Here is a 12,923-nt window from a genome sequence, read left to right as displayed (position 1 = left end):
AAAATCAGCCGCTTATGCGGGTTCAGCGACCTTCTTTTCCCAAGCAAATTTTTCGAACACCTTGTCCACCGGTGTGTGGGCCAGGTGGTTCACATAGTTGCTCATCACCTTCTGCGACAGACCCAGAACAACGTCCAGAACGTTGGCCTTGGTGAAGCCGGCGGCAAGGAACTCTGCCACGTCAGCGTCCGACACGACACCGCGTTCACGAACAACTTTCAGGGTGAAGCTGCGCAGCGCTTCCAGACGCGCATTGCCCAGCGGTGCGTTGTCGCGCAGGGCGTCGGTCAACGCGGCATCCACCTTCATGGAATGGGCCACACCGGTATGGGCCGGCACACAGTAATGGCAGTTGTGCTCGACATTGATCGTCTGCCATACCACGGTCTTTTCTTCGGCGTCAAAGGACGAAGCAAGGAACAGTTCGTGCACCTGCTGATAGGCCTGCAACAGTTGAGGCGAATCCGCCATTGCGGCGTGCAGGTTCGGCACAAAGCCGAAATCTTTCACCGATTTTTCCAGCAGCGGCTTGGCGGCAGCAGGGGCAGTTTCGGCAGTATGCAATGTGAAGTCGGTCATTTTCCAACCTTTGGTTTGAGTTGCGATGCACCCAACTTGGTCACTTTGAGCGTTCACTCAATGCATCAAATTGAGCGATCACTCAAATGTGAGGTTTCGCTTTCCTTTGCACCCCCCTGTCAGCGCACATATACTTGGCTCGATGACACGAAACCCGCCATATGATCGCGACACCGCGCTGGAAGCTGCCGAGACCCTGTTTCGGCACAAAGGCTATCACGCGACCTCGCTGAAGGACCTCGAGGTGGCGCTGAACATGCGCCCGGGCAGCATCTATGCAGCGTTCAAAAGCAAAGAGAACCTGTTCCTGCTGGCGCTGGACCGCTATGCGAGAAAAGAGCAGGCATCCTTGGCGTGCCAGCTGGAAGAGGGTCAGGAAGCTCTGCAAATCGTGCAGGCCCATATTCGCGCCATCGCGGCGGAATGGGCGGCAGAGGAGTTTGGGGGCTGTTTTCTTGTGAATACCTTGCTTGAGGTTACACCGGAACAGGACACGATCCGCGACCGTGCCCAGACCCTGGCGCGCGAGGTGCAGTCGGCGTTTCGCGACACTTTCCAACATGCCATCGATGCCGGGGAACTTCCTGCCGATACTGACCCCGCTGCGTTGGCGCAGTGGTATCAGATGCAGGTTTTTGGCCTACGCGTTCTGTGTTCGATGACGCTGAACTGTGCCGACATCATCGATGCGGCAGAATCCGTGGCCCAGTCGATCGAAAACAAACGCGCCGCTTAACGCCCTTCGAAGATCGGCCGGCGTTTTTCAAGGAACGAGATCACACCCTCGCTGAAATCCCGTGTCTTGCCGGCCTTGCCCTGCAGGTTGGCCTCCAGCGCGAGTTGTTCGTCAAGACCGTTGCCAAAGCTGCCACGCAGCGCTTGTTTGACATAGCCATACGCGGCGGTTGGACCCGATGCCAGATGGGCCGCGCGGGCCTTCCACGTGGCCTCGAAATCCTCGTCGGCGATGGCTTCCCAGATCATGCCCCAGTCGGCCGCCTGTTTGGCCGGGATGGAATCGGCGAACAGCGCCGCACCCATGGCGCGGGCGAATCCGACCTGGCGTGGCAGCCAGTAGGTGCCGCCGGCATCCGGGATCAGGCCGATGCGGGTAAAAGCCTGCACGAAACTGGCGCTTTCGGTGGCGATGACAACATCGGCGGCCAGCGCAAGGTTGGCCCCTGCCCCGGCGGCGGCCCCGTTTACCGCGGCAATGGTCGGCACCGGGCAATCAAAGATCTGCCGCAGCAATGGCTCATACTCGTCACGCAGGGTTCGTTCCAGATCCAGCTGCGCGGCGTTGCGCCCGTCGCCCAGATCCTGCCCGGCACAAAAGGCCTTTCCGGTACCGGTCAGAACCACCACCCGCGCCTCTTCGGCGGCAAAACGGAACGCGTGGGACAGTTCGGCCCGCATCTGCGCGTTCAGCGCGTTCATCACGTCGGCACGGTTCATGGTGATCACCGCTACGTCGTCGGTGATATCCAGCAAGATGGTTTGATAATCCATGGCGGCAGTCCCTGTTATGCTTTGACACAAAGATAAGAGCCGCCACCCAAAAAGGAAGCGTAACGCCCGGTCACGGGCCCAGAATTTCCTTCAGCCGCGCCTCTTCCGCGTCACTCAGGCCCTCAGGTGCGTTGGCCGCGGCACGTTTGCGCCCCAGAACAAAGGCGCCACCCACGCCAAGCGCAATCAGGAACATCGCGGGCCCGGCAATCCACAGCAAAAGGTTGGCCCCCGTTGCACGCGGGTTCAGCAGCGCAAACTCGCCATAGCTGTCAACGACCGCAGCCAGCACCTGTGCATCTGTATCGCCCGCCACCAGCCGTTCGCGCACAAACAGGCGCAGATCCCGTGCCAGTTCGGCATTGGATTCGTCGATATTTTCGTTCCGGCACACGAGGCAACGCAGCCCCTTTGACAGCTCGCGCGCGCGGGCTTCCAGCACCGGATCGTCCAACACCTCGTCGGGCTGAACGGCACCGGCCATCGGGGCAAAAAGGGCGATCGCAAGGGCAAGGATCAGTTTCCGCATCACGCCTACTCCGCCGGAACCGCGTTTCTGGCGGCGCGCTGTGCCCCTGCCGCGACACGGTAGCGTCGGTCGGTCAGGCTCAGAACCCCGCCAAGCGCCATGATGATGGCCCCCGTCCAAATCCAGTTGGCCAGCGGCTTGATATAGGTCCGCACAACCCAGCCGCCATCAGCCTGCTGTTCGCCCACGACCAGGTAGATGTCCCGCCAGAACCCGTTGGCGATCCCTGCTTCGACGGTCGGCATACCTGCCACCGGGTAATTCCGGGTCTCCGGATGCAGCGTCGCAACCAGCGCCTCTCCGTCCCGCACATTCAGCGTGGCGCGTTCGGCGAAATAGTTGGGCCCACGGGCGTTTTCGACCCCCACCAGCTCTACGGTCCAGCGGCCAACCTCGTAAGGTGCGCCCGGCTGCGCAACGCGAATATCCTCGATCTCCCAGGCCAGCAGCCCGGCAATGCCAAAGATCGTGATACCCAACCCCGCATGGGCAATTGCCTTGCCCCAATCGGCGCGCGGCAGCCGGCCCAGACGCCCCAAACGCGACGACCACCCACCGCGCCCGGTGCGCAGCAACAGGTCCGTTGCCGCACCGGCCACCAGCCAAGTGCCCAGGAACAGGCCCAGCGGCCCCATGGCCGACCGGCCGCTCTGCATGGCCCAAACCAGCGCGGCCATAGCCACAGCCAGCGCAAACGCCACGCGCAACCCTTTGGAGGCCCGCGCCAGCTGCGCCCGCTTCCATGGCAGGATCGCACCAATTGGCAACAGCAAAGCCAGCAACACAAAGAACGGTGTGAAGGCCAGATTGAAGAATGGCGGCCCGACGGACAGTTTGCGATCAAACAGCAGCTCGGCCACCAAGGGCCAGACCGTGCCCACAAACACCACCAATGCTGCAACCGCCAGCAGGATATTGTTCAGCACAAGGAAGCTCTCGCGCGAAACCACGCCAAAAACGCCCTTCGCCTCCATCGAGTTGGCGCGCGCGGCATAAAGCGTCAGCGCCCCCCCAAGGAAAAACGCCAGAATGGCAAGGATGAACGTGCCCCGTGTCGGGTCATTGGTGAAAGCATGGACCGAGGTGATAACGCCTGACCGCACGATGAACGTACCGATCAGCGAGAAGCCAAATGCAAGGATCGCCAACAGGATGGTCCAGTTCTTCAACGCCTCGCGCTTTTCCACCACGATGGCTGAATGCAGCAAGGCGGCGGCCAGAAGCCACGGCATGAACGACGCATTTTCAACCGGGTCCCAGAACCAGAACCCACCCCAGCCCAGCTCGTAATAGGCCCACCAGCTGCCCAGCCCGATGCCCACCGACAGGTTCAGCCAGCTCAGCAGGGTCCACGGCCGCACCCAGCGGCCCCATGCAGCATCCACCCGCCCCTCGATCAACGCAGCCACGGCGAACGAGAAACAGATCGAAAGGCCCACATAGCCCACGTACAGAAATGGTGGATGAAAGGCCAGGCCGGGGTCCTGCAGCAGCGGGTTCAGGCCCTGCCCGTCATAGGGTGGCACCTCCATGCGCAAAAACGGGTTCGAGGTGAACAGCAGAAAGGCAAAAAACGCCACCGAGATCGCCGATTGCACCGCCAGCACCCGCGCCCGCAATGTGGTTGGCAACCCGCCGCCGAACCACGCAGCCAGCGCCCCAAACAAGGTCAGGATCAGCACCCACAGCAGAAGGGACCCCTCATGGTTCCCCCAAACGCCGGAAATCTTGTACAGCATCGGTTTCAGCGTGTGCGAGTTCTGCGTGACCAGAACCAACGAGAAATCCGAGACGACGAAGGCATAGGTCAAGGCGCCGAAGGATGCGAGTGTCAGCAGGAACTGCGCCGTTGCGGCAGGCTCGGCCACGGCCATCGCCGCGGGCCAGCGCATATGCGCCCCCACCAGCGGCACGATGGCCTGCACAATGGAAACAGCGAAGGCGAGGATCAGGGCAAAGTGGCCAAGTTCTGTAATCATGCGTGCACTCTACGGGCTTTCGCCGCGCAGGCCAACGCCGATCCACTGCGGCGCGGGGCCACAGTTGCGTGATTAAATGAGCGGCGGTTGCAGGATGCATTGCAACAACGTGGCCGAGGCCAGAACCGCCAATCCGATCATCTCGGGTTTGTCCCGGCTGTATCCTTCGTGCCAAAGAGTGACCGCCGACAATCCGGCCGTCAGCGCTGCCAGCAACGGGAAGATTGCCAATCCGATCATGCGCCGTTCCTCCAGTCTTCCAAAGCCGGATTATCGCCGGTGGTGCCCTCAATCTGCGCCGCGCCTTCCTCCAGCGCATTCAACGCGTGCAGATTGTTGGCCACGACAGGTGTGCGGGCCACGGTCTCGGCGATAGAGCGTTGAAACGCTTGGCTTTTCGCCTGATGCCGCGCACCGAAATAGAACGAGATAATGGCCCCCATCAGCCACCACAGTGGCTCTGGCACCAAGGCGATGCCCTGCATGCGCTCGGCGAACCAGATCGGGTCGGTCATGGCCGAAACGAACAATCCCAGCGTCCCCAAAGCCAGCGCCGGACGCGGCAACCGGTTCAACGCGTCGATCAAACGGTCAAACAGGCCGGGCTTGGTTGCGGCACTGAACTCGGCCGCGAATTGCGCCATCACCGCTTGCTTTATCTGCGCATCGCGCGCCGCCCCGGCCTCGGCATTCTCGAAGAAAACTTCGGCGGTGTCCTTGATTACGTTTCCGCCGCTGCCGAACAGAAACCCGAAAACCCGTTCGATCATCCCCATGCCGCCACCCGTGCTGCATGTTCGGCCTCGGACAGGTGATAGCGTACCGAGATGAACTCTTCGGCCCGTTTGATCCATCCCCCTTTGCCGCCGTCCCGTCGGCGGGCGTATTTGCGGCTGGCCGGGCGACTGTCCGCAATACGATAGTAATAATTGCGCCGCGCGATCCCATAAGCGTCGGCAAGGTGATCCGGTGCGGCCAATGCCGCGGCTTCGGCCGCCATCGCGGTTTTCGGACCAATCACCCCGTCAACATCAACAAGATGCCCCATATCATTGAGAAGGCGCTGTAAAATCCGCACTGCGTTTGCGCCGGCATTGACATACATGTCAAAAACCGACGCTTGCAGCGCTTTTGGCAGCTGGTCGATCTTGGGATCGTGGAAATAGTGTTTTACGTAAATCTCGGCGGCCTGCCGGCGGGTCAGAGCTTTGACATCCGCCAGATCGGACCGGCCATCGCCGGTGACATCCACACCCAGTCGCCGAACCGTTCCCAAGGTCACGCCATGTTTCGTTGGCCCGCCGGGGTCATCGGGATCGTTCACATAGCCGCCCTCGCGGGCGACAATTTCCCTGGCAATTTCCTGGACAGATTTCATCGAACCTTTTCCCTTGCTGCGCCGCGCCTGCGGCTTTGCCTGCTAGGGAAAGGGTGGTTCAGAACCCGTTAATGGTGGCTTCAGCTACCGTCCGCTTCCTTGAACACGCCACGCTCCTTCAGCGCGTCCACCACCTCGCGGGGCATGTACTCTTCGTCATGTTTCGCAAGAATTTCAGTGGCTTCAAATACACCGTTCACGTATTTTCCGGTGGCGATTGTACCTTGCCCCTCAGAAAACAGGTTCGGCCGCACGTCGTTGCCGACATAGTTCACCGCGACCTCGGCCCCGCCATCGGTGATGACAAACGAGAAGTGGTTGCCTTGCCCCGGCACAACCGAGCCTTCGGCCACCAACCCGCCCAGCTTGAACACTTCACCCGGGCGCGGCGGTTTCTCGGTCAGTTCGCTGGGCGACCGGAACAGCTGAAACGCGTCATCCGGCAGAAAAGCCAGCAATGCCATCACCGCCACGACCGAGGCCAAGGCCAGCCCCACGATTTGCATCCGACGTTGTTTCTTTAGTCCGCGCATCAATCACCCCCTGATTTTCCCCATATAACCCGATCCGCCGGCCCCGACGAGGGGACACGGCGGAAATGACGCAGGTTTTACGGAAAGACTGGCGCCAGCATCAGGCCCGCATCCTCGGGCAGGCCCAGCATCAGGTTGGCATTCTGCAACGCCTGACCAGATGAACCCTTGGTCAGATTGTCCAGCACCGCCACCACCATGGCCCGGCCGGCGATCCGGTCGCCAACCACGCCGATATGGCAAAAGTTCGAGCCGCGGATGTGCCGTGTGCTGGGCACTTCACCAAAGGGTAGAACCTCAAGGAAAGCTTCGTTTTCATAGGCTTGCGCAAGGGTCTTGTGAATTTCTTCGGCCTCGCCGCGCACATAAACCGTGGCCAGAATGCCCCGGTTGGCAGGGATCAGATGCGGGGTGAACTGCACCTGTACGGGCCGCCCGGCAAGGGCCGAGAATTCCTGATCGAACTCACCCAGATGCCGATGCGTGCCGCCCACCGCATAGGCGTGATACCCCTCGGACAGCTCCGCATGCAGCAGGTTTTCCTTCAACGACCGCCCCGCGCCTGACACGGCGGCCTTCAGGTCAATCACGATCTCGTCCAGATCAATGACCCCCGCCTTGATCAGCGGCACCAGCGCATATTGCCCCGTGGCCGCGTTGCAGCCTGTGCCGGCGACAAACCGTGCCGCCTTGATGTCATCGCGATAGAACTCGGTCAGCCCGTAAACGGCCTCTTTCTGCAGCTCCACCGCGTCATGGGGCTTGCCGTACCATTTCTCATAAGCCGCCGGGTCGCGCAGCCGGAAATCGGCGCTCAGATCGACGATTTTCATATCCGCAGGCAGGTTCGGGATCACCTGCTGGCTGGTCACATGCGGCAGCGCGCAAAAGGTCAGGTCGATAGTCGAGAAATCGATCTGATCGATCTTGACCAGCGTCGGCAGGTCCAGATGCCGCAGATGCGGAAACACCTGCGCCATCTCCATACCGGCCTTACGTTCGGCGGCCAGCGCGGCGATATTCATGTCGGGATGTCCGGCGATCAGCCGGATCAGCTCGGCCCCGGTATAGCCCGAGGCGCCAAGGATGGCGATATTAAAGCTCATGTCTAATGTCCTGTTCTGACAGGGAAATCCGTGGAATCGATGGGGTCGGCATCAGGCCGCGTGGAACTCGATTCGTCGTCGCAAGAACTGCGTGGCCTTGTCCGACACGCGGGCCGGATCACCGGTGGTCAGGTTCAGCCGCACCTTGCCATCGCCCACCATATCGGGGTGACGGTCCAGGTAATCGGCCAGGCTTTCAGCCACCAGCGATGCCTGGCTATAGACCTTGACGCCCTCACCCAGCGCGGTCTGGAACTTTTCCTCCATCAGCGGGTAATGAGTACAGCCCAGGATCGCGGCCTCGGGCTCGGGCATGCGCCGCATCAGGGCCTCGACATGGCTGCGCACCAAAGCTTCGGCCAGGATCTCGTCACCATCTTCAATGGCGTCCACCAGACCGCCGCAGGGCTGCGCCTCGACATCCACGCCCACGGCGCGGAACGCCAGCTCGCGCTGAAAAGCCCGGCTGGACACGGTGGCGGGTGTGGCAAACAGGGCCACATGTTTCACCGCAACCTCGCGCGGGGGGCTGTTATCGCCCCATTGCCGCTCGGTCAGCGCCTCGATCAGCGGCACGAACACCCCCAGCACCCGCTTTTCCTCGGGGATCCAGCCATCCTGCATGCGTTTCAGCGCCGCGGCCGAGGCGGTGTTGCACGCCAAGATCACCAAGTCGCATCCGGCTTCCCACAGGCGCTCCACCCCTTGAGTGGTCAGTTGAAAGATATCTTCGGGGTCGCGCACCCCATACGGCGTGTGCGAATTGTCGCCGTAATAGACAAACGGCACATCCGGCAAGCGCTTGCTTGCCGCGTCCCAGACGGTCAGGCCGCCCAAACCGGAATCAAAAATGCCAACTGCCATCAGACGCGGTGCTTCTCTTCGAACTCGAACCCGTAATCGTGGGAATTCAGGGGGGTTGGCGACAGGTCATACGTCGCTTTGCGCAGGAAATCCATCATTGCTTTCGCGTCACCGGCATGTTTGTTCAGCTCGCCCTGCGGGATCGGTTCGCCAATTGCGATGCGCACCGGCTCGTCCACCCGCGATTTGAACTCTTTGATCAGAAGCGCCACCCGTAATGTCGAATGCAGATGGCTGGCCAGTTGGAACAGGCGCGAGTTATGCCCTTCGAAATAGATCGGAACCACCGTGGCCTTTGATTTCGCCACCATCCGCGCCGTGAAACTGCGCCAGCCGGGGTCCATCGGGGTTGAGAACAGCTTTTGCGACGTGGACACGGTGCCGCCGGGGAAAATCCCGATCGCCCCGCCCTGTGCCAGATAGCTCAGCGCGGTTTTCCGGGTATCGATATTCAGCTGCATCGCCTCGCGCGTTTCGTCAAAGCTGATCGGCAGGATGATCCTGTTCAGCTCTTCAGCCTTGCGGAACACGTGATGGGCCATGATGCGGAAATCGCCGCGTATCTTTTTCAGGATATGGCCCATGATCAGGCCGTCCAGAATGCCGTACGGATGGTTTGCGATCAGGATCAGCGGGCCATTGGCAGGGATGTTGGACATCGACCCGGCAATCACCTCCAGGCTCAGCCCATAGCGTTCCACCATGATGTCCCAAAAGTCACGCCCTAGCGCCACCTCGTTTTCGTACCCTTCGGCGCGTTTGATCAGCCGCAGACGTCCGGTGGCGTTCTCGACCACACGAATGAGGGCCCGGCCGCTTTTTGAGCTGGCCGAGCTGGCATAGCTGATATCGCGCGTGGCTTCGCGGTGCCCCATTCCCGGACTGCCTGTACTTACATCTCAATTGGCCGCGCCTTACAGCAAAGCGTGGCCGGTGGAAAGCCAGTATGCCAGATGCAGCCGCCCCGTGCGAGGGGTCATTCAGCCGCGTGTTGCACCGGTGGACCGCCTGCCGCGATCGTGGACAGCAACGCTTCGCGGGTTTTGGCTGCCTTTGCCTCGTTCGCGGCCTTCACCGGGCCATAGCCCCGGATCGAAAGCGGCAGGCGGGCCAGTTCGATCATCGTGTCGCGTGTGTTCGGGGTGATCGTCGGCAACAGGCGCGCCATGTCACCTTCGAACTGCGCAATCAGGGCACGTTCCATTCGCCGTTCTTGCGTGCGCCCGAACGGGTCAAACGCCGTGCCCCGTAACCCCTTCATTCGCGACAGAAATTTGAACAAAGTCCAGACCCACGGTCCAAATTCGCGTTTTTTCGGGCGGCCGTTGGCGTCGGTGCCGCCCAGCATCGGCGGGGCCAGTTGCGCCTTCAGCGTCAGGTCGCCCTCGAACATCTCTTCGGCCTTGGCGCGCGTATCCAGATGCAGGCGCGCCACCTCGTATTCGTCCTTGTAGGCCAGCAGTTTGTAATACCCCTCGGCCACGGCCAGTTTCAGGTCTTTGTCGGTAATCGGGTCCACAAGGGCGCGGAATTTCATGGATAGCGCGGCGTTTTGGTAGGCCACCAGCCGGTCGGCGCGATAGGCAATCTTCTGCTCAAGGTCGCTTTCGGTTAGGGCAGGTCCCACTTTGCTCGACGGCTCATCAGTCCTTGCGGCCTTCTTCGCCTCGCCGGGATATACGGCGGCCCATCGCCCCAGTTGAAAGGCGCGTTGGTTGCGGTCCACTGCCGCGCCGTTCAATTCGATGGCGCGCAGGATCGCGTCTTCGGTCAGGGGGATCAGGCCCATCTGCCAGGCCGCGCCCATCAACATCGTGTTGGAATAAATCGAGTCGCCCATCAGCGCCCGCGCCAGTTCCGAGGCATCGAACATCGACAGCCCCTCGCCCAGCCGGGCCTGCAATTGCAGCTGCAGCCGGTCGCTGGGGATGCGGAACTCGGTATTGCGGGTGAAGGCGCCGGTGATGATCTCGTGGCTGTTGACCACCGCGCCGGTGGCGCCCGTGGTCATCAGGCCCAGCGTCTTGGCGCCCGCCGTCACCACCAGATCGCCGCCGATCACCGCATGTGCCTCGCCGGTTGCCACGCGGATGGCCGAGATATCGGCCGGATCATTGGCGATGCGGCAATGGATATGCACCGCGCCGCCTTTTTGCGCCAGCCCGGCCATCTCCATCAGGCCGGCGCCTTTGCCATCCAGATGCGCCGCCATCGCCAGCACCGCACCGATGGTCACCACGCCGGTGCCGCCCACCCCGGTGATCACCACGTTGTGGGTGCCGGTGATCGTGGGCAGGGTTGGCTGCGGCAGGTCCGGGATATCCAGCGCCGCGGGCGCCGGTTTGCGGATCTGCCCGCCCTCGACCGTGACAAAGGAGGGGCAGAACCCTTTGAGACAGCTGAAATCCTTGTTGCAGCTGGATTGATCAATCGCGCGTTTGCGGCCCAGTTCGGTTTCCACCGGGACAATCGACACACAGTTCGACTGTACCCCGCAATCGCCGCAGCCCTCGCAGATATCGGTGTTGATAAAGACCCGCCGGTCAGGGTCGGGGAAATTGCCGCGCTTGCGCCGGCGGCGTTTTTCGGCGGCACAGGTCTGCACGTAAATGATGGCCGACACACCTTTGACCTTGCGGATGTCTTCCTGAACGCGGGGCAGGTCGTCGCGCACATGTTTGATGACACCGGCGGGGAAACTGGACAGGTCCAGCTCTTCCTTGGGGTCGTGCACCAGATGCACCTCGCCCACCCCCATCGCCAGCAGTTCGGCCGCGATGCGCTGGGGCGACAGGTCGCCCTCGTTGGTTTGCCCGCCGGTCATGGCCACGGCATCGTTGTAAAGGATCTTGTAGGTGATGTTCGTGCCTGCGGCCAAAGCCGCGCGGATCGCCAACAGGCCCGAGTGGTTATAGGTGCCATCGCCGAGGTTCTGAAACACGTGGTCGGTGGTTGAAAACGGCGCCTCGCCCACCCAGTTTGCGCCCTCGCCGCCCATATGGGTGAACCCGATGGTTTCGCGATCCATCCACGTGGCCATGATATGACAGCCGATCCCGGCATAGGCGCGGCTGCCTTCGGGCAGCTTGGTCGAGCTGTTATGCGGGCAGCCCGAGCAGAAATAGGGCACACGGCTGGCGATATCTTCGGCATTATCGGCCCGCTGCGCCTCGGCCACGGCGGCCATTCCGGCCTTGATGCCGTCTGTGGCGCGGCCCTCGTCGATCAGGATCGCGCCCAGCTTCTGGGCCACCATGATCGGGTCCAGCGCGCCGCGGGTCGGGAACAGTTCCTCGTCCTCGCGGTACCAGCCATAGACCCGCCGCCCACGCCGGTCATCAAAGATGCTTTCTTTCACCTGCACCTCGATCAGCTTGCGCTTTTCCTCGACCACCACAATCAGGTCCAGCCCCTCGGCCCAATCGTGAAACCCTTTCATATCCAGCGGCCAGACCTGCCCAACCTTATAGGTGGTGATGCCCAGCCGCTCGGCCTCGGACGCGTCGATATTCAGCAGGCTCAGCGCATGGGTCAGATCCAGCCAGTTCTTGCCCGCCGCAACGAACCCGATCTTGGCCCCCGGCTTGCCCCAAATGCGCTTGTCCATCTTGTTGGCATGGCTGAACGCCTCGGCCGCGAACCGCTTGTAATCGATCATCCGCTGTTCCTGCGGCACCCAATGGTCGATCAGCCGTATGTTCAACCCGCCATCGGGCATGTCGAAGGCGGGCGTCACGAACTGCATCCGGTCGATGCGGCCATCAACCACCGCCGTCGCCTCGACCGTGTCCTTCATCGTCTTCAGCCCGCACCAGACCCCGGCAAACCGGCTCAGCGCCCAGCCATAGAGGCCAAAATCCAAAATTTCCTGCACCCCGGCGGGCGAGACGATCGGCATATAGGCATCCACCAGCGCCCAGTCGGATTGGTGACAGGTGGTGGAGCTTTCGCCCACATGGTCATCCCCCATCGCCATCAGAACCCCGCCCAACGGCGCGGTGCCGGCCATATTGGCATGGCGCATCACGTCGCCCGACCGGTCCACACCCGGCCCTTTGCCGTACCACAACGAAAACACGCCATCGAACTTGCCATCCCCGCGCAGCCCGGCCTGCTGCGTGCCCCAAACTGCGGTGGCGGCCAGATCCTCGTTCAGGCCCGGCTGAAAGGTGATGTCAGACGCCGACAGCTCATTTTTTGCGCGGCTCATCTGCAAATCGACCGCACCCAGCGGCGAGCCGCGATATCCTGTCACGTAACCGGCCGTATTGTGCCCTGCGGCCTTGTCGCGCGCGGCCTGCATCAGCATAAGGCGCACAAGCGCCTGCGTGCCGTTCAACAGCACGTTCTCTTTTGCCAGGTCAAAGCGATCATGAAGTGTCACATCCTGCCGAGTCATCTGGACCTCCCCTGTCGATATCTGGCCCCCATAATAGGTCACAACTT

Annotated in this window: 13 protein-coding genes; 1 reads left to right on the top strand and 12 read right to left on the bottom strand. The window is 61.8% G+C overall.

Translation table 11 applies throughout. The features are described from left to right. Nucleotides 1-12: 12 nt before the first annotated feature. Entirely contained in the window at nt 13-579 is a 567-nt protein-coding gene (locus ACMU_RS15545) for a carboxymuconolactone decarboxylase family protein (protein WP_035261310.1), read from the bottom strand. Nucleotides 580-721: 142 nt separating this feature from the next. On the opposite strand from ACMU_RS15545, the gene ACMU_RS15540 reads away from it, so the two are divergent. Next, on the top strand, nt 722-1,315 hold the full coding sequence (locus tag ACMU_RS15540) for a TetR/AcrR family transcriptional regulator (protein WP_035261307.1): 594 nt from the start codon (nt 722-724) through the stop codon (nt 1,313-1,315). On the opposite strand, the gene ACMU_RS15535 is transcribed toward ACMU_RS15540, so the two are convergent. The 11 genes from ACMU_RS15535 to ACMU_RS15490 all read right to left on the bottom strand — a co-directional run bounded on the left by ACMU_RS15535 (nt 1,312) and on the right by ACMU_RS15490 (nt 12,876). Continuing rightward, nucleotides 1,312-2,088 (bottom strand): enoyl-CoA hydratase-related protein, encoded by a 777-nt coding sequence (locus ACMU_RS15535; protein ID WP_035261304.1) that lies wholly within the window; start codon nt 2,086-2,088, stop codon nt 1,312-1,314. The two genes, ACMU_RS15540 and ACMU_RS15535, sit on opposite strands and share 4 nt — an antisense overlap. A 70-nt stretch (nt 2,089-2,158) precedes the next feature. Further along, nucleotides 2,159-2,617 (bottom strand): cytochrome c-type biogenesis protein, encoded by a 459-nt coding sequence (locus ACMU_RS15530; protein ID WP_035261302.1) that lies wholly within the window; start codon nt 2,615-2,617, stop codon nt 2,159-2,161. Between the two features lie 5 nt (nt 2,618-2,622). After that, complete coding sequence (locus ACMU_RS15525; RefSeq protein ID WP_035261300.1) at nt 2,623-4,596, bottom strand: heme lyase CcmF/NrfE family subunit; 1,974 nt, start codon at nt 4,594-4,596, stop codon at nt 2,623-2,625. 72 nt (nt 4,597-4,668) lie between these two features. Then, the gene (locus ACMU_RS19530) at nt 4,669-4,836 is read right to left on the bottom strand and encodes a hypothetical protein (protein ID WP_161635691.1); all 168 of its coding nucleotides are present in this window, start codon (nt 4,834-4,836) and stop codon (nt 4,669-4,671) included. Continuing rightward, a complete protein-coding gene (locus ACMU_RS15520) occupies nt 4,833-5,372 on the bottom strand; it encodes a holin family protein (RefSeq protein ID WP_035261298.1) in 540 nt (179 codons plus the stop codon). The genes ACMU_RS19530 and ACMU_RS15520 overlap by 4 nt, the downstream gene beginning before the upstream one ends. Continuing rightward, nucleotides 5,363-5,974: a holin-associated N-acetylmuramidase gene (locus tag ACMU_RS15515; RefSeq protein WP_035261296.1), complete on the bottom strand. Its 612-nt coding sequence runs from the start codon at nt 5,972-5,974 to the stop codon at nt 5,363-5,365. The genes ACMU_RS15520 and ACMU_RS15515 overlap by 10 nt, the downstream gene beginning before the upstream one ends. 80 nt (nt 5,975-6,054) lie before the next feature. After that, nucleotides 6,055-6,507: a cytochrome c maturation protein CcmE gene (gene ccmE, locus ACMU_RS15510; protein WP_035261293.1), complete on the bottom strand. Its 453-nt coding sequence runs from the start codon at nt 6,505-6,507 to the stop codon at nt 6,055-6,057. A gap of 77 nt (nt 6,508-6,584) precedes the next feature. Continuing rightward, complete coding sequence (gene argC / locus ACMU_RS15505; RefSeq protein ID WP_035261291.1) at nt 6,585-7,613, bottom strand: N-acetyl-gamma-glutamyl-phosphate reductase; 1,029 nt, start codon at nt 7,611-7,613, stop codon at nt 6,585-6,587. Between the two features lie 51 nt (nt 7,614-7,664). Continuing rightward, nucleotides 7,665-8,477 carry a glutamate racemase gene (locus tag ACMU_RS15500; protein ID WP_035261290.1) on the bottom strand — a complete coding sequence of 271 codons (813 nt, stop codon included), beginning with the start codon at nt 8,475-8,477 and terminating at the stop codon, nt 7,665-7,667. Then, complete coding sequence (locus ACMU_RS15495; RefSeq protein WP_035261288.1) at nt 8,477-9,352, bottom strand: lysophospholipid acyltransferase family protein; 876 nt, start codon at nt 9,350-9,352, stop codon at nt 8,477-8,479. Before ACMU_RS15495 ends, ACMU_RS15500 begins: the two co-directional genes overlap by 1 nt. Before the next feature lie 101 nt (nt 9,353-9,453). Then, nucleotides 9,454-12,876 carry an indolepyruvate ferredoxin oxidoreductase family protein gene (locus ACMU_RS15490; RefSeq protein ID WP_035261285.1) on the bottom strand — a complete coding sequence of 1,141 codons (3,423 nt, stop codon included), beginning with the start codon at nt 12,874-12,876 and terminating at the stop codon, nt 9,454-9,456. Between the last annotated feature and the right edge of the window lie 47 nt (nt 12,877-12,923).

This window comes from Actibacterium mucosum KCTC 23349 (assembly GCF_000647975.1).
GTDB lineage: Bacteria > Pseudomonadota > Alphaproteobacteria > Rhodobacterales > Rhodobacteraceae > Actibacterium > Actibacterium mucosum.
The sequence above is the reverse complement of the archived record's forward strand: the minus strand, read 5'-3'. Positions and strand labels throughout refer to the sequence as shown.